The sequence below is a fragment of the Arthrobacter sp. Rue61a genome (assembly GCF_000294695.2).
In the GTDB taxonomy this organism is placed as follows: domain Bacteria; phylum Actinomycetota; class Actinomycetes; order Actinomycetales; family Micrococcaceae; genus Arthrobacter; species Arthrobacter aurescens_A.
Genome location: NC_018531.1, coordinates 978,468 through 1,004,729, shown reverse-complemented (window position 1 = coordinate 1,004,729; position 26,262 = coordinate 978,468). Strand labels below are relative to the sequence as shown.

The window sequence follows — 26,262 nt, the reverse complement described above, 5'->3', positions numbered from 1 at the left end:
CAGAATCAGCATTCGACGACGTTGACGGCGAGGCCGCCCATCGCTGTTTCCTTGTACTTGGAGGACATGTCCTTGCCCGTTTCACGCATGGTCACGATCACCTCATCCAAAGACACCCGGTGCGTCCCGTCCCCCCACAACGCCATCTTCGCGGCGTTGATCGCCTTCGCCGCCGCGATCGCGTTCCGCTCAATACACGGGATCTGCACCAAACCCCCGATCGGATCACACGTCAACCCCAGATTATGTTCCATCGCGATCTCCGCAGCGTTCTCCACCTGACCCGGCGAACCACCCATCACCTCAGCCAACCCCGCAGCAGCCATCGACGACGCCGAGCCCACCTCACCCTGGCACCCCACCTCAGCCCCCGAAATGGACGCCTGCTCCTTATACAACACACCCACCGCACCCGCGGCGAGCAGGAACTTCACCACCACATCGTCCTTATCGGCCTGGCTGGCCTTGTCCATGCCCGGCGCGTAATTCAACGCGTAATACAACACCGCCGGAATGATCCCCGCCGCACCATTGGTCGGCGCCGTCACCACCCGGCCACCCGAAGCGTTCTCCTCGTTCACCGCCAAGGCGATCAGGTTCACCCACTCCTGCCAATACTTCGGATCATTCCGGTCCTTGTCCTCCTTCAGCAGCCGCTCCAACCAGTCAGGAGACCGACGCCGGACCTTCAACCCCCCGGGCAGCACACCCTCACGCTTCAACGACGTTTCAACACACGCCTCCATCACGGACCAGATATGCAAAAGACCCTCCCGGATCTCCTCCTCACTCCGGGACGCACGCTCATTGATGAACATGATGTCGCTGATCCCCAACCCCTTGGACGAACACCGGCCCATCAACTCCGCCGCCGTCCTGAACGGCAACGGCAACTCCGCCTTCGTCTCCTCCAACTCGGCCCGGGCAGCGTCCTCCTCACCCTCACGGACAATGAACCCGCCACCCACCGAAAAGAACGTCGCCTCCCGCAGCACATTGCCCTGGGCATCAGACACCTGGAACTTCATCCCATTCGTATGCCGCGGCAACACCGTCAACGGATGCAACACCATATCCTCCACCGCATACGGCAGCTCCACACCGCCCCCGGACGCACCACCCAGATTCAGCACACCCGTCTCCGCGATCGTCGCCAGCCGCTCCTCCACCTCGTCAGGCAGGATCAACTCGGGGTGAAAGCCCTCCAAGCCCAGCAGCGTGGCCGTCATAGTGCCGTGCCCACGACCCGTCGCAGCCAACGAACCATACAGATCAACCCGCAGCGACGCCACCGAGCCCAGGACACCGGCGTCCTTGAGTTCGCCAGCGAACACCGCCCCAGCCCGCATCGGCCCCACAGTATGAGAACTCGACGGGCCAATACCCACAGAGAACAAATCAAAAACACCAACAGCCATGGCTGGGATCCCTTAACAAAGCTTGAAAACGGTCCGGCAGATGGTCCTGCCGGAGGGTCGCCCCCACTTGTGGCGGCAGACGACCGAAGCACGACGCCGGATGGCCCCCAAAGGCGGCAACCCGGCGTCGCAATTTTATTCAGTTCTACAATCCCACGCTACGCCACAGTGGGCCGGTGGTGGTGGCCCGTCGGGGACGACGTCCTCCGCGGGCTCGGTCGTCCAATACGGGGCTAAGCTGCCGAACATGCCGGGCGCACGGCACATCCCGCAGCCAACCCCCGAATCGGACTGGCGATGGGAAGTTAGGAGAGGTCTCCGCCGTTCTTGGAGGCGTACTCCTCGGCTGAGAGCAGGGGGCCGTCGGACTCAGCGGCGACCTTGAACAACCAACCGGCGCCGTAAGGATCGTTGTTGATCAGGGCGGGGTCGGATACAACGGCGTCGTTGATCTCGGTGACCTCACCGGTGACCGGCGAGTACAGGTCCGATACCGACTTGGTGGATTCAACCTCGCCACAGGTCTCGCCTGCAGTAACAGTCGAACCGACCTCGGGAAGGTCAACGTACACAATGTCACCCAGTGCGTCGGTGGCGACCTCGGAGATACCAACGGACACTGAGTTCCCGTCCCCGCGAGAAACCCACTCGTGCTCGTCGGAGTACTGAAGTTCGGGCGCTACTTTGGGCATTCTGATTCCTTACTATGGTTGGTCAAAAACTATGGCTGGGATGGTGGGGCACCGAATTCCTCGGCGGGCGCACATGCGACCGAGCATGCAGAGGAGGTCGGACCCGCCGGCCGAAGGCGACTGACTCAGCGAACCCGCTTGTAGAACGGCAGTGCGACGACTTCGAACGGCTCACTCTTACCGCGCAGGTCGATGTCCAGTGCGGTACCAAGCTCTGAGTGTTCGACGTCGACATACGCCAACGCTACCGGGTAGCCGAGCGTGGGGCTGGGCTGACCGGAGGTGACTTCGCCAACCACGGCGCCGTCTTTGAGGACCGGGTAGTGGCCGCGACCGGCCCTGCGGCCCAGGCCTTTGAGGCCAACGAGCTTGCGTCCGCTGGTGGAGCCGGCACCGTCAGCTTTGAGGGCAGCGAGTGCGTCCTTGCCGACGAAGTCACCTTCCTTGGACAGTGCCACTACGGGTCCGAGTCCTGCCGCGAAGGGGTTGCCTTCACGGGAGAGTTCGTTGCCGTAGAGGGGCATCCCGGCTTCGAGACGCAGGGAGTCGCGTGAAGCCAGGCCGGCGGGGGTCAGTTCGCCTTCTTCAGCGGCGCCGGCGATGGCCTGCCAGAGGGCTGCAGCGGAGTCGTTGGCTACGAAGATCTCGAAGCCGTCTTCCCCGGTGTAACCGGTGCGGGCGAGCAGCAAGTCTTGCGTGCCGCCGTCGAACGTGAACGGTACTTCGACCGCCGCGTAGTACTTGAGTTCGGTGACCAGCGCATGCTGCTCGACGGGCACCAAGCGGAGGAGGATCGCTTCGGCGAGGGGACCCTGCACCGCGATCAGCGAGGTTTCAGCGGATGCGTCCTGGACCTCGACGTCGAACCCGGCCGCCCGCTCCAGTAACGCCGTGGCCACAACCTTCGCGTTGCCCGCGTTCGGGACCACCAGGAACTTCTCGGAGCCGCGGCGGTAGGTGATGAGGTCATCGATGATGCCGCCGTCTTCCTGGCAGATCAGCGAGTACTTTGCTTTACCGTCGGCCATGGCGGAGATCTTGCCCACCAAGGCGTAGTCGAGGAACGCGGCTGCCTCGGGACCGGTGACCCAGACTTCACCCATGTGGGAGAGGTCGAACAGGCCGGCGGACTTGCGGACTGCGTGGTGCTCGGCCAACTCGGACGAGTACTTGAGCGGCATCTGCCAGCCGCCGAAGTCGGTGAAGGACGCGCCGAGCTTCTTGTGCTCTTCGTAGAGAGCTGTGTAGTTCTCAGTCATTTTGTGGGACCGTCCTAGTTCTCGAAGTCTTCGATCGGCGGGCAGGAGCAGACCAGGTTGCGGTCTCCGGCTGCGCCGTCAATGCGGCCAACGGGCGGGAAGTACTTGTCCTGCTTGAGGTGGTGGACCGGGAAGGCGGCCTGCTCGCGCGGGTACGCACGGTCCCAGTCAGAACTTACGACGGCGGCGGCTGTGTGCGGCGCGCGGCGAAGCGGGGAATCCTGCACGGAGAAGTCACCGGCAGCAACCTGGTCGATTTCCTTGCGGATGGTGATCATGGCTTCGATGAAGCGGTCGATCTCCACGAGGTCTTCCGATTCGGTGGGCTCCACCATGAGCGTGCCCGCCACCGGGAAGGCCAGGGTAGGCGCGTGGAAGCCGAAGTCGATGAGGCGCTTGGCAACGTCCTCAGCGGTGACCCCGGTCTTTGCCGTCAGTTCACGCAGGTCCAGGATGCACTCGTGGGCCACGAGTCCGCCTTCGCCGGTGTACAGGACCGGGAAGTGGTCGTTGAGGCGGGATGCGATGTAGTTCGCGGCAAGCAGCGCGGACTTGGTTGCCTCGGTGAGTCCCTGGCCGCCCATGAGCTTCACGTAAGCCCAGGAGATTGGAAGGACACCGGCGGAACCGAAACGGGAAGCCGAAATCGGGACGTCGTTGCCTTCGGTCCAGGAGGCTGCATCGCCGGGCATGAACGGTGCGAGGTGTGCCTTTGCAGCTACGGGGCCAACGCCGGGTCCGCCGCCGCCGTGGGGGATGCAGAAGGTCTTGTGCAGGTTCAGGTGGGACACGTCGCCGCCGAACTTGCCCGGCTGGGCCAAGCCAACCAGTGCGTTGAGGTTGGCGCCGTCGATGTACACCTGGCCGCCGGCCTCGTGGATGGCGTCGCAGACTTCCCGGACGTCGGCGTCGTACACACCGTGCGTGGACGGGTAGGTGATCATGATGGCCGAGAGGGCGTCCCGGTTAGCTTCGATCTTGTTCTTGAGGTCAACGTGATCGATGGTGCCATCGGGTGCCGTGGCAACCACAACCACCTTCATGCCGGCCAGGACTGCCGACGCTGCGTTGGTGCCGTGGGCTGAGGCGGGGATGAGGCAGACGTTGCGCTGTTCGTCGCCACGGGACAGGTGATAGCCGCGGATGGCCAGCAGTCCGGCGAGCTCACCTTGGGAACCGGCGTTCGGCTGGATGGAGACTTGGTCGTAGCCGGTGATTTCGGTCAGCTGTGCTTCGAGGTCGGTGATGAGTTCACGCCAGCCCTCAGTCTGGGAATCCGGAGCGAACGGGTGGATGGAGGCGAACTCCGGCCAGGAGATGGCTTCCATCTCGGCTGTGGCGTTCAGCTTCATGGTGCACGATCCCAGCGGGATCATGGTGCGATCCAGCGCGAGGTCGCGGTCCGAGAGCTTGCGGATGTAGCGCAGGAGCTGGGTTTCGGAGCGGTGCGTGTTGAACACGGGGTGCTGCATGAAGTCGCTCGTACGCTCAACGGAACCTTCAAGCGCAAAGCCTTCAGCGGCTTCAGTGACCGAAGCGCCGAAGACATCAAGGAGACCGCCGACAATTTCAGATGTAGTGGTCTCATCGACGGAAATTCCCAGAGTGTCAGCGTCGATGCCGCGCAGGTTGATGCCCTTGGCCTCCGCTGCGGCGATGATCTCGGCAGCCTTACCGGGGACGCGGACGGTGATGGTGTCGAAGAAGGAACCGTGAAGGACCTCGACGCCGGCAGCCTTCAGGGACGCTGCAAGGGTACGGGCGTGACCGTGAGCGGTTTCGGCGATCGCCTTCAAGCCCTCGGGGCCGTGGTAGACGGCATACATTGAGGCCACGATGGCGAGCAGCGCTTGCGCGGTACAGATGTTGGACGTGGCCTTCTCGCGGCGGATGTGCTGCTCGCGGGTCTGCAGCGCCAAGCGGTAGGCGGGGACACCGGCGTCGTCCTTGGAAACGCCCACCAGACGGCCGGGCATGGAACGCTCCAGGCCCTTTTGGACGGCCATGTACGCGGCGTGCGGGCCGCCGAAGAAGAGCGGAACGCCCAGGCGCTGTGCGGAACCAACGGCGATGTCGGCGCCCTGCTCACCTGGAGGGGTGATGAGGGTCAGTGAGAGGAGGTCGGCAGCGACGGTCACCAGCGCGCCGCGTTCCTTGGCGTCAGCGATCACGGCGGAGTGGTCGAACACGCGGCCGGACACGCCGGGCTGCTGGAGGACGACGCCGTTGATGGCACCTTCCGGGAGGCCAAGGGAAAGGTCAGCGACCTCAACCTCGAAGCCGAGCGCTTCGGCGCGGCCCTTGACGATGGCGATGGTCTGCGGGAGGCAGTCTGCGTCGAGGACGGTCTTGCCATCCTGAACGGCCTTGTTCTTGTTGGCGCGGCGCATCATGAGGACGGCCTCGGCCACAGCCGTTGCTTCGTCCAGGAGGGAGGCGTTGGCGATCGGCAGGCCCACCAGGTCCTGGACCATGGTCTGGAAATTGAGCAGCGCTTCGAGGCGGCCCTGCGAGATTTCCGGCTGGTAGGGGGTGTAGGCGGTGTACCAGGCTGGGGACTCGAGGATGTTGCGGCGGATCACCGGGGGCGTCACGGTGTCGTAGTAGCCCTGGCCGATCATCTGAACGGCGGTCTTGTTCTTGGAAGCGAGCTTGCGCAGCTCAGCCAGAACTTCAACTTCACTCAGTGCGTCCTGAAGGGTGAGGGCGACATCCTGGCGGATGTCGTTCGGGACGGCGGTGTCGACCAGCGAATCGACGGTGTCGTAGCCGACGGACTTGAGCATGGTCTCAATGTCGGCCTGGCGGCGGGCGCCGATATGCCGATCGACGAAGGTGGTGGAGGCAGAACTAACCGTCACGAAGGAACTCCATTACTTGGGCAGCGTTTGGGTACGCCACAGCGGCTGGGTTCCTCCCCGCTCTGTATTGGACCTGAGAGTTTCCGCGCGTTGCGTGAACAACCATCGCTTGCACCGTCGGTGAGCACAGCACTTTCACCCTGAGGTGGGTTCCGTGCCTGCTGCTTTCCAGAGTTGCCTCGCCGCGGCGGTGCGTGGGCCTGAGAGATTCCTGGGGAGGGTTTGCTCCTACGGCGCCTGCATCACTTGCTTGCAGGACTCTCCCGCCGCAGATCAAAGGCATGTTCAGTTGTGTGTGGGCACCGCGTTGGGCACGCCACAAGGGTTAATTGTCCTACGTCCGGGGCGCTGCAGCAAATGGATGAATCGCTACTTCCGTAGCCGTTCGAGGACTCCCAGCAGGATTTCAACGTCGGCCTCCCGCCCGGCGTTTCCGCCCTCCTGCCCGCCTTCAAAAATCGCATTGAAATAGAGGCCGTCGCCCATGTAACTCACAGCTTTGGCAACCTCGGGTCCAACATCCTCCGCCAGCACGTCCAGCCACCGTTGCTGGATAGCAGCAAACCTGCGGCGGGTTTCCTCGTGAGCCACCTCAGCCAGCCTGGTAGCGGCGACGAAGGCCCGATCCATGGGCGTATCTGCCCAGAGCGAGGACCTGATGAAGTAGGCAGCCGAACCATCCGGTGCTGCCTTCATCAGTTCGGTATCTTCATCGGCGAGCAGGTCCAGGCGCTCCAAAAGGGCCGTGGTCAGCGCTTCCTTATTGGGAAAGTGGTACAGCAGCCCACCTTTGGACACCCCTGCGCGCTTGGCAACCGCATCGAGAGTGGCAGCCCGCTCCCCTACCTCAATAAGGAGGGCTTCGTAGGCATCCAGGACGGCATCCCGGGCAACTGGTTTTCGTGGCATAGGTACATCATTCCCTAAAGGCTTGGGGGGTTCCATTTGAAACTGTACCGTCTGGACGGTACAGTAAGTGACATGTACTCGCCGTCCTCAACCCAAGCACCCCGTTCCGCTCGTCCCGTTAAGGGCCAGGCAGCACCGTGGCGCGATTGGACGGCTCTGGCGCTCCTGATGTTCCCGGTACTGCTGGTGGCCGTCGACAACACCGCGCTCACCTTTGCCCTGCCCGAGATTGCCCGATCCCTGGAGGTTGGCGGCGTCCAACTTCTCTGGATCGTGGACGCCTATCCCCTGGTCCTGGCCGCGTTGTTGGTGTCCATGGGCAACTTGGGCGACAGGATCGGACGACGCCGGTTGCTGCTGATCGGCAGCACAGGCTTCGCTGCGGTGTCGGCTGCTACGGCATTCGCACCGACCGCGGAATGGCTGATTGCCGGACGCGCCGGCCTTGGCGTCTTCGGCGCCATGCTGATGCCCTCCACGCTCTCCCTGATCCGGAACATCTTTACCGACCCGAACCGTCGCCGGCTAGCGATCGCTGTCTGGGCTGCCGGCTTCTCCGGCGGTGCCGCCCTCGGTCCGATCTTCGGCGGTTGGCTGGTTGAACACTTCTGGTGGGGTGCCGTCTTCCTTGTGGCAGCTTTCCTGCTCCTCCCGCTCCTGGCTTTCGGCCGGGTCCTGATTCCCGAGTCCAGGGACGCCAATCCCGGCCGTGTTGACGTGCCCAGCATCTTCCTGTCCGTAGTCACCATGGCGCCGTTCGTTTACGGCATCAAGGAATTCGCGGTTCACGGTTTTGGGGCGTCCGCAGCTGCTTTCATGGGCCTCGGCGTGGTGATGGGCATTCTTTTCGTCCGTCGTCAGCAGCGGATCGAGAACCCCATGTTGGACGTTGCCTTGTTCAAGAACAAGGTGTTCAGCACGGCAATCGTGGCGAATGTCCTGTCCCTGTTCTCCATGACGGGCTTCATCTACTTCTTCGCCCAGCACTTGCAACTTGTTGAGGGCCAGTCCCCCATGGAGGCAGGCATCGCGATGATCCCCGCCCTCCTGGCTACGGTTGTCGCCGGCTTGCTGGTGGTGCCGCTGGTCAAGCGCGTGCGGCCTGGATTCGTTGTGGCCGCGGGCCTGACGCTCAGCGCCGTGGGCTACTTGATTGTGGTTGTGGGCGACCACGGCAGCGGACCCGTGTTCCTGTTGTCAGCCCTGACTGTCCTCGCAGTTGGTGTGGGTGCCGCGGAGACCATCTCCAACGACCTGATCCTGGCCTCAGTGCCGGCCGACAAATCCGGAGCGGCCTCGGCCATCTCCGAGACCGGCTACGAGCTGGGATCGCTCCTGGGAACCGCTGTACTCGGCTCCATCCTCACGGCGTCCTACCAGCACAACCTGATCATTCCGGACGGCATCTCGGAGCAGGCTGCCGGGAATTCCACGGAAACGCTGGCCGGCGCTGTTGATGCGGCGGCCGCACTTCCGGCCCCGTTGTCAGAGGCATTGACACATGCCGCCCGGACAGCTTTCGAGTCCGGTGTTCACATCACTGCGGCGATTGGGCTGGTACTGATGGCTGGCGCGGCAGTGCTCGCCGCCGTCGTGCTCCGGCGTGTGCCGAAGGCGCAGTAAAGGCACAGCGCCGACTGAAGCTAGACAGCTTCGGTCGGCGCTGCTTTTTGTCTACGCCGGCTGTCAGTCCGCACTGCTGTTCTTCGGCTCCAAGAAGTTCCGGGCTGCGGCCACCCCGGCTTCGAGGTCCCCGATACCCGGACCACAAATGGCCCCGAGTACTTCCACAGTGATGTTGGCCCCTTCACTGATGGCTGCCATCAGGTCCGCGGGTGCGGGAATGTGACGCGTGCCTGACCTTCGGCTGGCGTCACCGATCCAGTCAACAATCTCCTCGGCAAGGGCCTCGTCGGATTTCATCGGGAAGCCGACTGAAAGGAAGCCGTCCGCGTGGTCGTATTCGGCGCGGGCCCAGGATCCTCCTTCAAACCCAAAGACGAAACCGATCGGAACGCCCTCCCGCGGAAGGCCAGCGTTCCACCAGTCCGGGGTTTTGGCCAGCAAGTTCATTTCAACGTCCGAGTCCCCGCCGGTGCCGCTGAGCACGTTTTCGCTGGCCTCGTGGTCGTGGCCGTAGAGCAATGCCCTTTGGTCATCGAGGACGTCCATGGCCACCCAGTTGCCTCCGCCGTCGTCATGATACATATGGTTCTGGGAGCCGTTGCAGGAGTCACCGTACCCAAGGGCCGTCTTAACGGCCGACACTACTGCCCACCGACGGGCCAACGATTTCGGGGTAGGGATTTCCATGCCGATCAACCCATCGCGAACTCCCCAGCAGAATCGGTCAGAGGCGGCGTAAATACTGACAAGCTTCTTCCCTGATGTCTCTACTCGGGCACCTACCGGCAACGTCAAGGCTCGAGCCAAATTTCCCCTGCGCCTGATAACGTCGTGCACGGGCAACACTTCCTGATCTGCAGCTGCCCCTGGTCCCACTACCCAGCCCGAATCATTTGGCTCTGTGGGTTCCTCCCGCCTTAGGGTGACTCGCGGCATGTCCAATGCCGACGGGGACACACGTAACGTCTGCCCCAACTTCACAGGCGACCAGGCCGTCTCACTCACGGACTTGCTCCACGTCGACTGAACTGCCAACAACGTAGCGGCGTAGCTCAGATCCCAGGTAGAAGACTCAAGACCCGGGCCGGAAAGGTCCACAGCGCTGACACGGAAACTCTTTCGGGCGGTCTGGTGCAGATTGAAGTACCAGGAGCCGTGTGAATACCGGAGACCATCGACCAGATCCTTTGGATCAGCCATGGAAACCGCTCCTAGAATGACCTCCACGGCAGAACCGCAGTCCTCCCGGGCCAGACCTTCCACCGTGATCGCACCAACCTGCACCCTGAATGTGGAGAGACCCGACGGCGGCTCCGGAATCGGCGTCAAAGGTGCTGCCCTTTTCCTGAAGATCACGTCAACCTGTCCTTTCCTCACTTCGTGTTCTTAGTCGGTAGTTAAGTAGCGGGGAAAGACGGATCGTGATGCAAAGACGCACATCGACTGAAGCTAGACAGCTTCGGTCGGCGCTGCTTTTTTGTCTACGCCGGCCGTCAGTCCATCAATTCTGTCGAGGGCGTCGCTGAGTCGGGTGACTGTATTCCATAGTTCTGGATGCTGTTTCCTAATTTCCTCCAGTGCGGTGCCCGCGGAGGTCAGGGATGCGAGGTCGAAGCTCACGTTGGTTCGTGCTCCGGCTATGGCTGCGCGGAGGGCTCCGAACCCGACCACGACATCTGCAATAAGCGCAGGATTGCCGTTGGAAGCGAGCCAGCCGAGATCTTCAATGGCGTCGATGGCCCGCTCCCCCAGAACCGCTGATGCCTTGGCAGCATGGACGGACGCTTGATGTATTGCTTCGTCGCGTTCCGGACCGGGGTCGAGACGGAAGGCAGCGCCGAAGGCGTTGGAGGCGGACGCGTCGTCGTCGGCTAGTTGAAGGGCAATTCGTCGGAGTTCGTGCGCCCGGGAGTGGATGCCGTTCAGCTGTTCGCGCTGGGCCTCCTCCGCCTCGGTATATCCGGCCACCATGGACGTCAACGAGGCCGCGATGGAGAGCATGACCCCGTCCCTGCACCCCCGCCCGGCGATCCGGTGGACTCCGCCAAGGCTTTGGTCCACTCATCAACTGTGGATATCTGCGTCGTGACTGATTCAGAATCGTTCATGCCATCCAGTGTGCCGGGGCTTCCCCGCCTTTGCAGCTTCGGGCTGGATACACTGGCCAGACCTAGGCGTCGAATGAAAAGGGCAGACTCATGACCATTGACCTCGAAGAGCTTTACAAGGACCTGCACTCCCATCCTGAGTTGTCCTTCCAAGAGACCCGAACTGCCGGGATCGCCGCGGGTTACCTCGAAGAACTTGGCTTCACCGTTCATCGCAACATCGGAAAGACCGGGGTTGTTGGCGTTCTGGACAATGGGCCCGGACCGGCGGTGATGCTCAGGGCAGACTTGGACGGCTTGCCCGTAAAGGAAGCAACGGGCCTGGAGTACGCAAGCACGGCGATGGGTGTTGATCACGAAGGCAAGGACATGCCGGTCATGCACGCTTGCGGCCATGACGTGCACGTGACCTGCCTTGTTGGCGCGGTGGAGGTTCTGGCCGCGCAACGTGATGAGTGGCAAGGCACACTGATCGCCGTGTTCCAGCCGGCCGAGGAATGGGGCGGCGGGGCGGAAACCATGGTGGCCGATGGCTTGTACGACACTGTGCCGAAACCGGACGTCGTCCTGGGCCAACATGTGGCCCCCTTCCCCGCCGGATGGTTCGGTGTCCGTCCCGGCGTCACCATGGCGTCCGCCGATTCGCTCAACATCACCTTGCATGGTCGGGGCGGGCACGGATCACGCCCCGAGACCACTGTTGATCCGGTGCTGATGGCGGCTGCAACCACTGTCCGGCTCCAGGGAATTGTGTCGCGTGAGCTCGCCGCCAGTGACTCCGCGGTGGTGACAGTTGGGCAGATTCACTCCGGGACCAAGAACAACATCATTCCGGAAACGGCAACGTTGGGCCTCAGCGTCCGGTCATTCAGCGATGCCACCAGGGATAAGATCCTCGGTTCAATTGAGCGCATTGCCCAGGGCGAAGCCACAGCATCAGGTGCTCCCAAGGAACCGGAGATTCATTTCGAAGAGCACTTCCCGCTGACCGTCAACGATGCAGCTGCCACTGCGAGGGTGTCGGCAGCTTTCACGGCAAAATTTGGCGAAACGCAGATCATCGACCCCGGTCCCGTGTCCGGCAGCGAAGACGTTGGAGCCTTGGCGAAAGCTGCCGGCGCTCCCCTGGTTTTCTGGTTCCTAGGAGGGGCCGAGCCTTCCTTGTTCAAGGAGTGGGCAACAACGGGTCGCCTTCCCGAGGACATTCCGTCGAATCACTCGCCCTACTTTGCGCCCATAATCCAGCCGACGCTGGCACGCGGAACTGAAGCTCTGGTGACGGCTGCGCGGGAATTCTTGGCCGCTGAGTCGTAAGGCCCAGCCTTCTGCAGCAAGGCCGCAAAAGGTAAGGCGCTGCGAGCGCAGCGCCTTACCTTTGCTTAATTCTTAAATCAGTCCAGCTTCTTCGATCGGGTCAAGGGATCCCTAGACTTTCTCGTGGATGCGGTGGATCCTCGGTTCGGAAACCTCGGATTCCCTGCGACGGCGGGCCAGGAAGGTAAATAGCGTTCCTTCCGTCCGTGGACGGCTCTGTGCAGGTTCCTGGTCCTTGGGTGCCTCAGACGTGCGTGCTTCAGGCTTGCGCACGGAGTCCTTCTTCGTGCGCCGCTCGAAGTCGTCATAGTGCGCGTAGCACATGACCAACCTCCTTAGTGGCTGTCCCTTAATCGTCCTCCCGTCAAAGCGACAAGTCGACTGTTTTCGCCAGCCTTCAGCTGTATCGGCGCTGAGTTGTACTGGCGCGCGCCCAACGAGCTCATCGAACGAATACTCTCCGGCATGACCGGCACTCCTGCGTATGTCCGCAACGCGAAGATGGAGGTCGAGTCCACCCGCTGGGCACGCCATAACGTCCATTTCCACAGGACCGCCAGGAAGACGTTGCGAAACGCGTTGGCGGGAGAAATCGAACTCACCGGGTTCCTGGCCAGCTGGACGGCAGCCCATGCGTCGCCTCACGGCGCTGAGCTGCGGTCCGGCGAGCCCCTAACGTGACACGGTTGAAGACCGCGCTGCTTCCACGGCAAGCCTCGTCTCCTCGGCGATGAGGTCGGCATTGATAGCTGCCCCGGCCATGACACCTGCGGCTGCGGAGGCCATGACCTGTCCCATGAGGTCGGTGACGTTTCCGGCAGCGTAGACACCCGGCACTGACGTTGCACCGCCCATGGGATTGACTTCAACGTGGCTTCCAACCCCCATAGGGTGCTCCACCGAGGGAACGCCCAGGGATTCCAGCACGCCGCTCCGTGCCTCCATGCGGGAGCCAGTGACGACGGCTTCCACAGGAATCACAGTGCCGGAGGCCAGCACAACACCGGTCAGGACGTCATGAGTGACTTCCAATGCTTGGACACGCCCGTCCACGACGGTGATGGAACGGGCAGCCAACTGCTCCCACTGTTCGTCCGTCGGTTCCACCACGTCATTCAGGAACAACGTGATGTCGGAGCTCCATTGGCGGAACAGCATCGCCTGATGCAACGCCATTGGTCCCGAGCCTATGATGCCGATCTGCTTTCTCCGCACTTCCCAGCCGTGGCAATAGGGGCAGTGCAGGACGTCTTTGCCCCACCGTTCACCAAGACCTTGAACGTCCGGCAGCAGGTCCACCAGTCCGGTGGTGACCAGCAAGCGCCGCGCTCTCGCCGTTTGGCCGTCGGCCAGGTCCACCTCAAAGGCGAGCACGGAACCCTCCGTGAGGCCCGTCGTCGAACGCGCCGTAACGGCGACGCCCTCCACGATGGCTGCCCCATACTGGTTCGCCTCCGCGCGTCCGAGTGCCAGCAGTTCCTTGGGATTGATCCCGTCCCGCGACAGGAAGCCATGCACGCCTGCGGCAGGAGCATTCCGCGGCTCCCCGGCATCGATGACCAGGACGGATCTCAAGGCCCGTCCCAGCGTGACCGCAGCACTTAACCCAGCTGCGCCACCACCGACAACAACGACGTCGTATTCCGCGCCCATCCGGTTGTTCACTGATTCTTGACTCACTGTACCTCCACGCATATCTGGCGGCGTTGCGCCGCTCATTCCATGGTTGGGCAGAGTCCAGCAGATCAGCAAGGAAGTTTGCCAATATGGCAAGCTGGATACATGACAACCGACTTCAGCACAATGCTTGACGCCGTGGGGCCAAGGCTCCGTGCCATGCGAACCCAACGCAACGTGACCCTTGCAGAGGCCTCGGAAGCGACAGGGATTTCCGTCAGCACGCTCTCAAGGCTGGAATCAGGTCAGCGCAAACCAACGCTCGAGCTACTCCTCCCCATAGCCCGGCTGCACCAAGTCCCGCTCGAAGAGTTGATCGATGCCCCGGAAACCGGCGACCCGCGAATCCACCTCAAGCCACACATCCACGAATGGGGAACTGCCGTTCCCCTGACGCGCCGCCCCGGCGGAATCCAGGCCTTCAAAATGGTCCTCAAGGGCGGCTCAGGCAGGCAGACTCCAACGCCGCAATCACACGAGGGCTACGACTGGGTGTATGTCCTCAACGGCAAGCTGCGGCTGGTCCTGGGCGAGAATGACTTTGTCCTGAAACCGGGCGAGGTGGCGGAGTTTGATACCCGGACGCCCCACTGGTTCGCGAGTGCCACGTCAGACCCGGTGGAGCTTCTAACCCTCTTCGGGCAGCAGGGCGAACGCCTCCACGTGCGGGCACGGCCCAAGCGCTGACGCTACGAAGCCAACCATTCACGCGCGTTCCGACGCGAGCCGCCTGACTCAACACCAGGGTCAGGCAGGTTGATCTCGGCCCACACCTCATCGAGGGAAAGTCCAAGTACATCGGCAATTGCAGCAACAGTAGGGAAAGCGGGCGTCGCCACCCGGCCGGACTCGATCTTACGAAGCGTTTCGGGTGAGACCCGGGCGTCGAGGGCGGTCTCCAGCATGGAGCGGTCACCCCGGGCACGACGCAACAGAGCACCGAGACGCTGTCCGCGCTCGGCCTCTGCGGGTGTAAGTGGCAACCTGACCATGGCTCCAATTGTAATACCGGGATAATATGGCCGGGATAGTTATTGGTTGTCACTAGAAAGGCCCCGCATGATTGAGATCCTGAGCCGCGCAGAACTCGGCCGTGCCAAGGAAGCTGGCGCCCTGGTCGCCAACATTCTGCACACCCTGAAGGGCCGCGTAACTGTGGGCACAAACCTTCTGGACATAGACCGGTGGGCAAAGAGCATGATCCTCGAAGCCGGCGGTGTCTCCTGTTACGTCGACTACGCCCCTTCCTTCGGACGCGGGCCATTCGGCCACTACATCTGCACCGGCGTCAACGACGCCGTCCTGCACGGATTGCCCAGGGACTACACCTTGGCCGACGGCGATCTGCTGACCCTGGACCTGGCCGTCTTGAAAGACGGAATCGCAGCAGACTCGGCCATCAGCTTCATCGTGGGCGAGTCTAAGCCGGCGGAGAGTGTCGCGATGATCGATGCGACCGAACGAGCATTGCGCGCAGGCATAGAGGCCGCCCGGCCCGGCGCCCGCATCGGCGACCTCTCCTACGCCATCGGCTCGGTCCTCAGCGATGCCGGCTACCCCGTCAACACCGAGTTCGGAGGCCACGGTATCGGCTCCACCATGCATCAGGATCCGCACGTCCCGAACATGGGACGCCCCGGCCGCGGTTACAAGCTGCGCCCGGGATTGCTGCTCGCCTTGGAGCCCTGGGTCATGGCCGATACCGCCCAGCTTGTCACCGACGCCGACGGCTGGACGCTCCGTAGCGTCACAGGTTGCCGGACGGCCCACAGTGAGCACACCATTGCCATCACCAATGACGGCGCCGAAATTCTGACCCTGCCCACGCTGGCTGGCTAGACGCGGACCAAGGTTAAACCTCCGCCATGCGCCGTTGATGCTGGTCCCCGGGCCGAAACTCCGCATCTTCCGGAGGGTAAGGCTCCGGCAGCTGAACCGACGAGTTAGCCACATCCGCAGCAGACTCACTCGACGTAGCTACAGACGGCGTGGGTGGTGACGGCTTGGCCCGGACATACCCCGGCGGCGCCGGTGCGGTGGAACTGTACGTGTGCCCTGTGGGTGTGCTGATTTCCACTGTGTGCATACCCTGCCCGTCCGTTTGCACGGTTTTGCTGTTCCAGCCGGGTTTTTCTTTGGTGTGGTTGCAGGCTTCGCAGAGCCCGGCACCGTTCTCCAGAGTGGTGGCCCCGCCGGCATGCCAGGGGATGATGTGGTCGATATGCCGGATGGGCGCGTCGCAGTACGGGGTGCGGCAGGTGTCGTCCCGGGTTTCAATGAACCGTCTGAGCCGTGGCGGGAAGAACCGGGCTTTGGAGTCCATGGCCAGCAGCTCACCGGTGCCCGGTGCGGTGTAGAGCCGGCGGAGTAGTACCTTGAAGTCGAAGCGATCCGACGATTCCTCCCGCCGCTCCTGATCTTCGATCCGATCATGCCCCTCAGCCAGCATCTTCCTGGCCCATTCCGCAGGGACGATTCCGTAGCCCGCGAGCCGGGCCGGCTCGCTGTCGCCCTGAAGAAGAGCTCGGTCGGCCATGACCAGTTGAAGATCGACGCCACTGACCCCGCCACGCTTGCCGGTGATGCGTTCGACCAAGGTGTCGGCCATGACCTGGCCCCGGTTCCGGGCATCGCCGCCCGACCCCGCGTCTTCACGGGCACGGGCCGAATCAGCAGCCCTGGTGAGTGCAGCATAGGCGGCCACACCTTGGGCGACGGGCAGCAGGGCGGTCAGGTAGGTCATGGCATCCGGGGCAGGACGCAGGCTCACGGTCCGCTCGGCGACTGCACGGCTGGCACGTCTGGCAACCGAACGGGGATCCCGCCGATATGCAGCGGCTTTCGCTGCGGCGATGACCGCCCGGTCGCGTTTCCCCTCGAACGTCCCGGTATCGGCTGCAAGTTCTTCATCCACCGCGCACCGGTCTTCCACAGACAAACACGCAGTCTCCTTCACCAGCAGGGAGGCACGCCACTCATTGAGCTGGCCCGACTCCAACGCGGTCAAGGTCCGCGGCATCTCCGTCACCAAAGCCTTCGCAAAGCCGAGGAACAGGGACCCGCGGTTCGGGGACTCACGCCTGGCCAACGCTATCTGGGTCCCAACACCCTGGCCGCGTTCGGACGCGGGAACGCCAGCCTCTGCCTGTTCCTGTCTCTGCATAAGGTCAAAGGCCACAGCGATCCGGGCCTGGAGGCCGGTGATGGCGGACTTCAGATTCTCCAACCCGCGGATCTGATCGATCAGCTCTCCACTCTCCGTGCCCAGCCGGACCGCGCTCAGGAGCGTGATGAGATCCGAAACCCGGGGCGTTGTATCACGCGACCGAGGCCCCGGAACGGGGGCAGGCACGACCCCCGCGCCCGCTTGGCTGCCCCGAATCTGCTCCATGACTCAACCCTTCCAGCCATCACGGAGCACTATCAGACCCCAACCTTTCTATGTGGAAAACCGGGCCCCAGAGGAGCGTCTGCGAGCGCCAGGTCGCTTCGCAAAGAGCCGAGACGTCGCCCCTCATTAGCCCTGCCCGACCCACCCATCGCGGTCCCCCATAACGGTCACAAATACGGGGCACCTGTTTCACCCCTTGCATCAGGAGGTGACTCCCGCCATACTAAATGAACGCAATTCATTTAGTGATCGTCGTCTCACGGAGTACAAGCCCCATGATTGAAACCAGTTGGCTCGCACCGAGCCCGGAACCCGACCACCCGGACCTCGACGCCCAGTCACTCCAGGCAGTCACCGCGTGAGCGCCTGGCGCATGCCGTCCGAGACGGCCCCGCAGGACCGCGTGTGGATGGCATTCCCCACCGGCGGCTACACCTTGGGTGACACCGAACAGGAGGCGCACGCAGCACGTTCCACATGGGCCGCCGTCGCTAACGCCATCCTTGATTTTGAGCCGGTCACCATGGTGGTAGCGCCCGACGACGTCGAGACCGCCGCGCGCTATCTGGATCCGCGCGTTGAGGTCATTACAGCTGACCTCAACGATGCCTGGATGCGGGACATCGGACCATCGTTCGTTCTGGATTCCAATAAGCAACTGGGCGCCGTGGACTGGATCTTCAACGGCTGGGGCGGTCAGGACTGGGCTGCATGGGACAAGGACTCGCTCATTGCCGAGTACGTCAGCGGCCGCGCCAACGCCCGGCACCTCCCCTCGGGAATCGTCAACGAGGGCGGAGGCATACACGTTGATGGCGAAGGTACCGTCCTGGTCACCGAGACTGTGCAGCTCGATCAGGGTCGCAATCCAGGCCTGACCAAGGCTGACATCGAGCAGGAACTTGCCCGCACCATCGGCGCCACCCACGTGGTGTGGCTTCCTCGCGGCCTCACTCGCGACTCCGAAAAGTTCGGCACCCGCGGACACGTGGACATCGTGGCCGTGATTCCCAGCCCGGGCACTCTGCTGGTCCACTCCCAGCAAAACCCCGAGCACCCCGACTACACGGTCTCCCGCGAGGTCATCGACTTCCTGCGCACCACCCATGACGCAGCTGGCCGGGACTGGAACATCATCGAAGTTCCCGCCCCGGAAACTCTTACCGACGATGAGGGGTTTGTGGACTACAGCTACATCAACCACCTTGTGGTCAACGGCGGGGTTATCGCCTGCACTTTCAACGACCCCATGGACGAGAAAGCACTCCGCATTCTCGCCGACGCCTACCCCGGACGCCGCGTGATCGGTGTTGACGCACGCGAACTTTTCGCACGGGGCGGCGGTATCCACTGCATCACGCAGCAGCAGCCTTCGGCCATCTAGAAAGGGCCTTACATGAGCCAGACAATCCGCCGCAGCGGCAATGAAGCTGCAGAGTCGCATGACATCAGCGGCAAGGGACTGAAGACGGGGCAGCTGGGGCTCCTCGCCGTCGTCGTTCTTGGCATCTCAACCATCGCCCCGGCGTACACACTCACCGGTGCGCTCGGTCCAACCGTCAACGAAGTCGGGCTGCAATTGCCCGTCATTTTCCTGATCGGTTTCATCCCGATGATTCTGGTATCGCTGGCCTACCGGGAGCTCAACGCAGACTCACCGGACAGCGGCACCACATTCACCTGGGTCACTAAAGCGTTCGGACCGTGGGTGGGCTGGATGGGTGGCTGGGGCTTGCTCGCGGCCAACATCATCGTCTTGTCCAACCTGGCAGGCGTCGCAGTGGACTTCTTCTACTTGTTCCTGGCGCAGGCCACGGGCTCACCCGAGCTCGCCGACCTTGCCTCGAACAAGCTGCTCAACGTTGCCACCTGCTTCGTCTTCGTGGCGCTGGCCGTGTGGATCAGCTACCGCGGCCTGCACACCACCAAGATCGTCCAGTACGGCCTGGTGGGATTCCAGCTGTTGGTACTGGGTTTGTTCGTAGGTATGGCGTTCGCCAACTGGTCCACGTCCGAAACCGCCGTTCCTTTCAGCTGGGATTGGTTCGACGTCACCAAGATCGAAACCTTCGGGCAGATCGCGGCCGGCATCTCGTTGTCGATCTTCGTCTACTGGGGCTGGGACGTCTGCCTCACAGTCAACGAGGAGACCGCCAACGGCAAGAAGACCGCAGGCCTCGCAGGCACGCTGACAGCGGTCATCGTGTTGGGCATCTACCTGCTGGTCACCATCGCCACCATGATGTTCGCCGGCGTGGGAGACACCGGAATCGGCCTGAACAACGCCGACAACCACGCCAACGTGTTCACGGCCCTTGCATCACCCGTGATGGGACCGTTCGCCATCCTCATGTCCCTGGCAGTGCTGTCCAGCTCTGCGGCATCCTTGCAGTCCACGTTCACCTCGCCGTCGCGCAGCCTGCTTGCCATGGCGCACTACGGCGCCCTGCCTGAGCGCTTCAGCCACATGAGCAAGAAATTCTCGACGCCGGGCTTCGCCACCATTGCGGCGGGTGTGCTGTCCGCGGGCTTCTACGCGGTGATGCACGTGATCAGCGAGAACGTCCTGAACGACACCATCCTGGCCCTGGGCCTGATGATCTGCTTCTACTACGGACTCACGGCCATCGCCTGCGTCTGGTACTTCCGTAACAGCGTGTTCTCCAGCGCCAGGAACTTCTTCCTGCGGCTCGTATGCCCGCTGTTCGGTGGTGTAGGCCTGTTCGTGGTGTTCCTGCAGACCGCCGTGGACAGCTGGGCTCCGGAGTTTGGCAGCGGCTCGGAGATCTTCGGAGTGGGCCTCGTGTTCGTTCTGGGCATCGGGATCCTGGCCTTGGGCGCTGTGGTCATGCTGATCATGTCCCGTGTTCGGCCCGGGTTCTTCCGCGGCGAGACCATCCGGAAGGATACGCCGGCCTTGGTGGTACCTGAGTAACTCGCCATAGAGCCTCGAAAACGCTGGAAAGCTGCCAGTTCGCCCGATTTCTTCCGGCGAACTGGCAGCTTTCGTATGTTCTGGCCGCAATCCCGCGTTTCCGGGAAGCCCCTACCAGCGGTGGGCTACATCCACCACAAGGCGGGAACCGCCGCCGGGTCCGTCCAAGGTGAAGACCCGGAACGGAAGCCGCGCCCGGACTCCCAGACCGATGCTCGTGGTGCCCTCAAAGCTGCCCGCGTAAACGACTTGCCGGAACGTCTGGTACCCGGAGACGTTGGACAGTTCCGCCTTGGCCGCCGGCTCGTAGGTCGGCTGGCTGTACTGGTTGTACGACGGCGCCGTGACCATCACTTGCAGATCAGCATCCCCCAGCACAGGGATGGGGTAGCCGGTGGCATCCTGGGTCACCACCGGAACATACTGAACCACATAGCCGGCCACCTTGCCGGTCATATCAATCACCAGACGGTCGTAGCAGGGCTGTTGGCCCGTGCGAACGTTGGTGACATTGGCGGCGCTCCAGTCGAGGTCGGCTTTGGCCATCGAACCCCACGAGATGCCGCAATAAGTTGCTGCCGAGGCTGGCCCCGGTGCCACCAGACCGAGCCCGGCAGCCGCAAGGACAGCTGCCAAACCCGCTCCAAATTTCCTCATTTTTTGTGCCCCCTTCAGGCGAAGTTGATACTTCAACAGTAGGAGCGCAGCAGGGGCTTTGGGTGGGTTGTGGCCGCTTCGGCACATAACCGTTAAAAGGGCCGCCGGGTGGTCACGGGAGGGTCATCGGAGACCCCTTCCAACCGCATTTTCCGGTCGTTTTTAAGGTCTTCGCGCACATGTTCGTGATCGAAGATAACGTGACCGGGGCGTTATTTAGCCTTCGCAGTCCTTGCAGTACTTAAGACCGTTCTTTTCCAGCGCAATCTGGGACCTGTGGCGGACCAGGAAGCAGGAGCCACACGTGAATTCGTCGGACTGCTCAGGGACCACAATGACGGTCAGTTCTTCACCGGAAAGATCCGCGCCGGGAAGGTCGATTCCTTCGGCCGTATCGTTTTCCTCGACGTCGATGACCGCAGTCTGCGCAGTGTTCCCACGGGATGCCTGAAGGGCCTCAAGCGATTCGGCGGGAGACTCTTCTTCTGTCTTGCGCGGGGCATCGTAATCAGTAGCCATTGAGGTTCGCTTTCGTTGCTGCATAGTGCCCATTCCGGCACCTCAGTGAAGCAGTTTAGGGCATATCACACGCGATAAACGAATAGTGTGCCCAACGCAACATTTGGCAGCAATCCGGGCGGGCTCTAAGGCTCTTTACGCACCTTCACAGCATGCGATTGCATGGCCCGCGCACTGGCGACCGTGACGCCGCTGAGGGCAGGAAGCCACAGCACTTCGCTCACGGTTCCGTGCCCTGCGTCCTCCTCAGGGACACTGCAGTCCAGGACGTAGGCTGCCTCAATCCATGCTCCCAGAGTGGAGCCGATACGGGTTGCCAGCGTGGCCAGTGAAGCGATCATGCCGCAACCGTATCCACCCCGGGTTTGGGGGCCGTTTCCGCCGCGTCACGAGCTTGTTAACTACTCCGCTAGGCTCACATGATGAAAACTCGGGGGATGCTGTTGGCAACTGACGCTATTAACCATGCGGGAGCAACGTCCCAACCGCCCCCGGCGGTGTCACTGAAACAGGCTTTATGGGCCCTGATGTGGGTTGTTGTCTACGTTGCCGCAGTGGCCTTGGCAGCAGTTGCAGCGGGGTTGTCCGGCCTGGTTCATGTCACCGCCGAAGTGGCTGTTCCAGTTATCCTCGGAGGGGCAACTGCAGCCGCAATGCTGGCAACATACGTACATTTGATTCGCAGAAACCAGCTCACTCCCGTCATGCTCGGGTTCCGACAGGCGGACGCGCGCACGCTGCACTTACTCTGGCAGATCCCGGCTGCGATAGTGGCTTCCGCCTGCGCCCAAGGTCTCTTCTTGGCAGGTCTCGGCCTCTTGGGAGTAGATGGTGCTGCGGAAAACTCCTCAAACGGCGCGTTGGGCCGGGTTGCCACACTCCCGGCGCCGCTGATTGCTCTGACCGTCCTGATAGTTGCTGTGTTGACTCCCCTCTGGGAAGAAGTCCTCTTTAGAGGAGCCTTTCTCAGCGGATTGTCGCGACGTTGCGGACCGTTTGCCGCCGTGGCGATCTCAGCGGCAATCTTTGCAGCTGTCCACCTTGTCCCGTTGAGCTTTGCCTATCTCTTGGTGCTGGGCGTCGCGTTGGCGCTGCTGAAAAGATTCCATCAGAACCTCTGGGCGCCCGTACTCTTACACTCCGTCAACAACGCTCTGGTGCTGCTTATCATCTTGTCGGCTGCGCGAAATTAGCTACTCCCGCAAAGCCCGTTCCACGATGTACTCCGCGATGGCCATAGACGAAGTAGCCCCCGGAGAGGGGGCGTTGCGCACCAGGACCGCGTCCCGGCGTCGTGCGATCACAAAGTCGTCCACCAGTGAACCGTCACCGTTCATGGCCTGGGCGCGCACGCCACGGGTCCCGGGAAGTACCGTGGCGCCCTCCAATGACGGCACAAAACGAACAGCCTCGCGGATGAACCTCTTCTTGCTCACGACGGTTTGAAATTCGCGAACAGCTGACGGCACATTCTGACGGGCAAAATTCCAGAAGCCCGGAAAGAGCGTGTAGTTCAGGATGTCGCGAACATTCACTTCGTTCCATGCGTAAGACTCACGGCCGAATGAGATAAACGCATTCGGGCCGAGCATCATCTCGCCGTCAATACGTTTGGTGAGATGGACGCCAAGGAACGGGTGTTTAGGGTCCGGGACGGGGTAAATGAGGCCACGCACGTGGTCCCGGGCTTCCTTGCCCAACAGGAAGTACTGCCCGAAGAACGGCACGATCCGTGGCGTTGCCGGCTCGCCGGTCGCCTCGGCCACCCGGTCAGATTGGAGCCCCGCGCAAACCACAACCAGGTCATAGTGTTCGCCTCCGTCCTTGGTGGTGACCACTACTCCACTGCCCTGCTGCGCGAGAGACGTGACCTCCTGCCCAAGGCGGATGGCCCCGCCCGAGCCGCGAACGTCGTCGGCAAGCGCGTTGGTGATGGCCGTGTAGTCAACGATCGCCGTTTCCGGCGAATGCAAAGCAGAAAGCCCGACGGCGTTCGGCTCCACCTCGCGTATCTGCTCGCCCCGAAGCATCCTTACGCCCGGGACGCCGTTAGCTGTGGCGCGGGCGAAGATATTGTCCAAGCGCTGGGATTCCTCGGGTGTCTGGGCGATGACCAACTTGCCGCACGCTTCATAGGGAAGGTTCTTCGCGGTGCAGAACTCCTGCAGCAACTCCACACCCCTGCGGCACAGCTTTGCCTTCAGGCCGCCGGGTTCGTAGTAAAGGCCTGCGTGGACCACACCTGAGTTATGCCCGGTCTGGTGGGCTGCGAGCCGGTCTTCCTTTTCGTACACGGTGACTTGGACGTCGTGGAGTCTGTTGGTGAGTTCCCTGGCCACCGCAATGCCGATGATCCCGCCGCCGACCACGGCGCACCGCTTGATGGTTCTCGTGTGTGGAGGGTGGGGCATGGCACTCCTCGTCTTTGGGGTCGGCCCGTGTCAGTCACAGCATTTCACGGCAACCAAGGCGAAACAGCACAACGGCACGCAAAAGGGGCGGCACATTGCGTGCCGCCCCTTTACTTGATGCGGAAAAACTATGCAGTCGGCTGGTCAAAACGCTGGCCGGCCGGGTTGGACGGCAGGAGCGCGAAGACCAGGATGGCAAGTCCACCCACGAACGGGATAAGTCCGAGGAGGGCCAGCCAGCCACTGAAGTTGCCATCGTGAAGACGACGAACCAGCAGTGCGATGGAGGGGATAAGGACCGCCAGGTAGAAAACGAAAATCAGGATGAGGCCGACGACGGCCCCCGGACCGGGAACCGTTCCGCTGCTGGTAGTCGTGGATCCAGCTGCACCGAGAATGCCGGTGAGGATCTGTAGGACGATCCCGATGACGCCCAATGCGAGGGCGACCCACCAGTACTCACTGCGGCTCGCGCGGCCACTGAATGCGGTGTACTTCTTGAAGAAACGCCTTATAGCTGCGCCGATGGGAGCGCCGTAGTAGGGAGCCCACAGCGGGGGCTCGCCGGCCTGGACGCCGTACTGCTCGGTTTGCTGAGGTTGTTGCGGGTAGCTGGTCATTGGTATTTCCCCCGGGCTAGGTGTGAATCATTGCGATGAGTCGTACTCAGTGATGAGTCGTGCCTATCGTAATGCCCCAGCAGCGAATTACGCAGTTCGATGGACGAAATTAACCCGGATTTAGCCTGATAACGGAATATGTCGCAGGAAAGCCCCCGCCCGTTGAGTCCGGGGCCGGCGACAGTCCCACCAACAATTGGAATGATCCGGCGGTGCCCCTCGGGCGTTGGCCCCACGTCAACCGGCGAGCCCACGTCAACGCTCAACGTCGCGAGGAACGTCAACGCAGGCGACTCCGGAAATGCGGTCACTGTGCGTATTGCTTTCGGAGATCCATCTTCCGGATTTTGCCGCTGGCCGTCCGAGGCATTTCCTCCACGAACACTACGGACTTGGGAATCTTGTACCGCGCCAACCGGCCCTCAAGATGCGAGCGCAGTTGTTCTTCGGTGAGAGAAGCGTTCTCCCGCAACGTAACGATCGCCCGGGGCACCTCACCCCACTTCTGGTCATCGACTCCGATCACGGCCACGCTCCCCACCGCCGGCAACTCCGCAATGGCAGCTTCCACTTCGGCCGGGTAGATGTTTTCGCCGCCGGAAATGATCATGTCCTTGATGCGGTCCGAGACGAACAGGAAACCGTCGCCGTCTTGGTAGCCCATGTCGCCGGAGCGGAACCACGACGAATCAGAGTAGCTTTCCGCGGTGGCCTCCGGCCGGTTCCAGTATTCCTTGATCACGTTGGGCCCGGAGATCTGGATTTCCCCCACCTCGCCAAGGGCAGCGATCCCGCCCAGTGGATCCGCAATCCGCACGTCCGTGAAGAAGTGCGGCAATCCCGCAGACCCGGCCTTCTCTTTGGACCTCGATACCGGCAGCATCGTGGTGCCGGGAGCGGTTTCGGTCATGCCGTAGCAGCTGGTGAATCCAATGCCGCGCTGCTCATACGCCTCCAAAACCCGGCCCGGAACCGCGGAACCTCCGCAGGTGAGCTTTTCCAGGGACGTGAGGTCCGCCGTCGACCATCCGGGGTGGTCACAGAGCATTTGAAAAGTGGTGGGGACGCCGTTGAGCGTGGTGACCTTGTGCTGTGCCACCAGCTGCAGTGCACGACCGGCGTCGAACTTGGATTCAAGCACCACCGTGGCGCCTTTGAGCAGCATGGGCAGCAATCCCATGTCCAGGGACGCCACATGGAACAGCGGTGAGATCATGAGGGCTACGTCGTTGCGGCTCAGGTCCATGTCCACCACCGTGTTGATGCAGTTCCATGTGATGTTGCCGTGCGTCAGCAGCGCCCCTTTGGGCTTGCCGGTAGTGCCGGACGTGTAAAGGATCATGGCGGCATCGTCCAAGGTCACGGACTCGTCCAGCGGCGTCGCCGGTGCCGCGTCAAGCACTTCACCATAGTGCTCGACGCCGGATGGCAGCTTAACAACGGAACCGTCAGTGCCGTCGTCGGGCGCCACTACAAGCCGGTGGGATACTTCCGTATCCGCCACTGCGGCGGCGGCTATGACCTCCAAAGTTGCTGCGCCGATCAAGAGCCGTGCCCCCGAATCCTGTAGTTGAAACTGCAGTTCCGGGGCCGCCAGGCGGGTATTCAGCGGGACGAAGATCGCGCCCAGAAGCCCACAGGCGAAGAATGTCTCCACGAAAGACGGGTGATTCTCACCGAGGTAAGCCACCCTGTCCCCCTTGGCCACTCCCCTGCCCTTGAGCGCGTCGGCCAGGCGGTCGGTCCTGTCTGAGAGTTCCGCGTAGGTCACAGTGTGCCCGCCGGAAATAACGGCCGCTTTGGTCCCGGACTTGATCCGGCGCCGGTGCAGCCAGGATCCAACTCCGTTGTTGTCCATGGTCCGG

General features: G+C 62.4%; 25 protein-coding genes, 1 pseudogene and 1 riboswitch. Of the genes and pseudogenes, 8 read left to right on the top strand and 18 right to left on the bottom strand.

Going from position 1 to position 26,262, the window contains the following annotated elements:
• Positions 1-5: 5 nt before the first annotated feature.
• From ARUE_RS04750 to ARUE_RS04730, 5 genes are all read right to left on the bottom strand, one after another.
• Entirely contained in the window at positions 6-1,418 is a 1,413-nt protein-coding gene (locus ARUE_RS04750; protein WP_011776599.1) for an L-serine ammonia-lyase, read from the bottom strand.
• 305 nt (positions 1,419-1,723) lie between these two features.
• Complete coding sequence (gcvH, locus tag ARUE_RS04745) at positions 1,724-2,110, bottom strand: glycine cleavage system protein GcvH (RefSeq protein WP_011773726.1); 387 nt, start codon at positions 2,108-2,110, stop codon at positions 1,724-1,726.
• Between the two features lie 125 nt (positions 2,111-2,235).
• Entirely contained in the window at positions 2,236-3,369 is a 1,134-nt protein-coding gene (gene gcvT, locus ARUE_RS04740) for a glycine cleavage system aminomethyltransferase GcvT (protein WP_011773725.1), read from the bottom strand.
• Between the two features lie 14 nt (positions 3,370-3,383).
• Positions 3,384-6,230, bottom strand: a complete 2,847-nt coding sequence (gcvP, locus tag ARUE_RS04735; protein ID WP_014920901.1) for an aminomethyl-transferring glycine dehydrogenase — start codon at positions 6,228-6,230, stop codon at positions 3,384-3,386.
• Positions 6,231-6,408: 178 nt separating this feature from the next.
• Positions 6,409-6,506: riboswitch (glycine riboswitch) on the bottom strand.
• Between the two features lie 93 nt (positions 6,507-6,599).
• A complete protein-coding gene (locus ARUE_RS04730; RefSeq protein ID WP_014920900.1) occupies positions 6,600-7,139 on the bottom strand; it encodes a TetR/AcrR family transcriptional regulator in 540 nt (179 codons plus the stop codon).
• Positions 7,140-7,211: 72 nt separating this feature from the next.
• On the opposite strand from ARUE_RS04730, the gene ARUE_RS04725 reads away from it, so the two are divergent.
• Positions 7,212-8,762: an MFS transporter gene (locus tag ARUE_RS04725; protein WP_014920899.1), complete on the top strand. Its 1,551-nt coding sequence runs from the start codon at positions 7,212-7,214 to the stop codon at positions 8,760-8,762.
• 63 nt (positions 8,763-8,825) lie between these two features.
• Here ARUE_RS04725 and ARUE_RS23650 read toward each other — a convergent pair whose 3' ends face one another.
• Positions 8,826-9,965 (bottom strand): hypothetical protein, encoded by a 1,140-nt coding sequence (locus tag ARUE_RS23650; protein ID WP_162486118.1) that lies wholly within the window; start codon positions 9,963-9,965, stop codon positions 8,826-8,828.
• Positions 9,966-10,214: 249 nt separating this feature from the next.
• Positions 10,215-10,873 (bottom strand): annotated as a pseudogene (locus tag ARUE_RS04715) (cyclodeaminase/cyclohydrolase family protein).
• Between the two features lie 90 nt (positions 10,874-10,963).
• Between ARUE_RS04715 and ARUE_RS04710 the strand changes: the two are divergent.
• Entirely contained in the window at positions 10,964-12,187 is a 1,224-nt protein-coding gene (locus tag ARUE_RS04710; RefSeq protein WP_014920896.1) for an amidohydrolase, read from the top strand.
• Positions 12,188-12,298: 111 nt separating this feature from the next.
• Here ARUE_RS04710 and ARUE_RS24620 read toward each other — a convergent pair whose 3' ends face one another.
• Positions 12,299-12,511 (bottom strand): hypothetical protein, encoded by a 213-nt coding sequence (locus ARUE_RS24620; RefSeq protein WP_043469833.1) that lies wholly within the window; start codon positions 12,509-12,511, stop codon positions 12,299-12,301.
• Between the two features lie 141 nt (positions 12,512-12,652).
• On the opposite strand from ARUE_RS24620, the gene ARUE_RS24615 reads away from it, so the two are divergent.
• On the top strand, positions 12,653-12,868 hold the full coding sequence (locus ARUE_RS24615) for a hypothetical protein (protein WP_043469830.1): 216 nt from the start codon (positions 12,653-12,655) through the stop codon (positions 12,866-12,868).
• Here ARUE_RS24615 and ARUE_RS04695 read toward each other — a convergent pair.
• Positions 12,860-13,882: an NAD(P)/FAD-dependent oxidoreductase gene (locus tag ARUE_RS04695; RefSeq protein WP_051024901.1), complete on the bottom strand. Its 1,023-nt coding sequence runs from the start codon at positions 13,880-13,882 to the stop codon at positions 12,860-12,862. The two genes, ARUE_RS24615 and ARUE_RS04695, sit on opposite strands and share 9 nt — an antisense overlap.
• 87 nt (positions 13,883-13,969) lie before the next feature.
• Here ARUE_RS04695 and ARUE_RS04690 point away from each other — a divergent pair, with 87 nt between their 5' ends.
• Positions 13,970-14,551 (top strand): helix-turn-helix domain-containing protein, encoded by a 582-nt coding sequence (locus ARUE_RS04690; RefSeq protein WP_043469824.1) that lies wholly within the window; start codon positions 13,970-13,972, stop codon positions 14,549-14,551.
• A 2-nt stretch (positions 14,552-14,553) separates the two neighbouring features.
• On the opposite strand, the gene ARUE_RS04685 is transcribed toward ARUE_RS04690, so the two are convergent.
• Positions 14,554-14,856: a helix-turn-helix domain-containing protein gene (locus ARUE_RS04685; protein ID WP_014920893.1), complete on the bottom strand. Its 303-nt coding sequence runs from the start codon at positions 14,854-14,856 to the stop codon at positions 14,554-14,556.
• A 67-nt stretch (positions 14,857-14,923) separates the two neighbouring features.
• Between ARUE_RS04685 and map the strand changes: the two genes are divergently transcribed.
• Entirely contained in the window at positions 14,924-15,703 is a 780-nt protein-coding gene (gene map / locus ARUE_RS04680; protein ID WP_014920892.1) for a type I methionyl aminopeptidase, read from the top strand.
• Between the two features lie 13 nt (positions 15,704-15,716).
• Here the strand turns inward: map and ARUE_RS04675 are convergent, their stop codons facing one another.
• A complete protein-coding gene (locus tag ARUE_RS04675; RefSeq protein WP_014920891.1) occupies positions 15,717-17,255 on the bottom strand; it encodes an HNH endonuclease in 1,539 nt (512 codons plus the stop codon).
• 358 nt (positions 17,256-17,613) lie between these two features.
• Here ARUE_RS04675 and ARUE_RS04670 point away from each other — a divergent pair, with 358 nt between their 5' ends.
• Complete coding sequence (locus ARUE_RS04670; RefSeq protein WP_043469821.1) at positions 17,614-18,639, top strand: agmatine deiminase family protein; 1,026 nt, start codon at positions 17,614-17,616, stop codon at positions 18,637-18,639.
• Between the two features lie 12 nt (positions 18,640-18,651).
• On the top strand, positions 18,652-20,190 hold the full coding sequence (locus ARUE_RS04665; RefSeq protein WP_011773710.1) for an APC family permease: 1,539 nt from the start codon (positions 18,652-18,654) through the stop codon (positions 20,188-20,190).
• A 111-nt stretch (positions 20,191-20,301) separates the two neighbouring features.
• Here the strand turns inward: ARUE_RS04665 and ARUE_RS04660 are convergent, their stop codons facing one another.
• The 3 genes from ARUE_RS04660 to ARUE_RS04650 all read right to left on the bottom strand — a co-directional run bounded on the left by ARUE_RS04660 (position 20,302) and on the right by ARUE_RS04650 (position 21,707).
• Positions 20,302-20,847, bottom strand: a complete 546-nt coding sequence (locus tag ARUE_RS04660; RefSeq protein ID WP_011773709.1) for an AMIN-like domain-containing (lipo)protein — start codon at positions 20,845-20,847, stop codon at positions 20,302-20,304.
• Between the two features lie 216 nt (positions 20,848-21,063).
• Entirely contained in the window at positions 21,064-21,366 is a 303-nt protein-coding gene (locus tag ARUE_RS04655) for a DUF4193 domain-containing protein (RefSeq protein ID WP_017199882.1), read from the bottom strand.
• A 125-nt stretch (positions 21,367-21,491) separates the two neighbouring features.
• Complete coding sequence (locus tag ARUE_RS04650; protein WP_011773707.1) at positions 21,492-21,707, bottom strand: hypothetical protein; 216 nt, start codon at positions 21,705-21,707, stop codon at positions 21,492-21,494.
• A gap of 96 nt (positions 21,708-21,803) precedes the next feature.
• Between ARUE_RS04650 and ARUE_RS04645 the strand changes: the two genes are divergently transcribed.
• Positions 21,804-22,559 carry a CPBP family intramembrane glutamic endopeptidase gene (locus ARUE_RS04645; protein ID WP_014920888.1) on the top strand — a complete coding sequence of 252 codons (756 nt, stop codon included), beginning with the start codon at positions 21,804-21,806 and terminating at the stop codon, positions 22,557-22,559.
• On the opposite strand, the gene lhgD is transcribed toward ARUE_RS04645, so the two are convergent.
• The 4 genes from lhgD to menE form a co-directional block, all read right to left on the bottom strand.
• Positions 22,560-23,777, bottom strand: a complete 1,218-nt coding sequence (lhgD, locus tag ARUE_RS04640) for an L-2-hydroxyglutarate dehydrogenase (protein WP_014920887.1) — start codon at positions 23,775-23,777, stop codon at positions 22,560-22,562.
• Between the two features lie 128 nt (positions 23,778-23,905).
• Entirely contained in the window at positions 23,906-24,397 is a 492-nt protein-coding gene (locus tag ARUE_RS04635; RefSeq protein ID WP_011773704.1) for a DUF805 domain-containing protein, read from the bottom strand.
• Positions 24,394-24,708, bottom strand: a complete 315-nt coding sequence (locus ARUE_RS23640; protein ID WP_081589115.1) for a DUF3237 family protein — start codon at positions 24,706-24,708, stop codon at positions 24,394-24,396. Before ARUE_RS23640 ends, ARUE_RS04635 begins: the two co-directional genes overlap by 4 nt.
• A complete protein-coding gene (gene menE, locus ARUE_RS04630; protein WP_014920886.1) occupies positions 24,705-26,255 on the bottom strand; it encodes an o-succinylbenzoate--CoA ligase in 1,551 nt (516 codons plus the stop codon). The genes ARUE_RS23640 and menE overlap by 4 nt, the downstream gene beginning before the upstream one ends.
• Between the last annotated feature and the right edge of the window lie 7 nt (positions 26,256-26,262).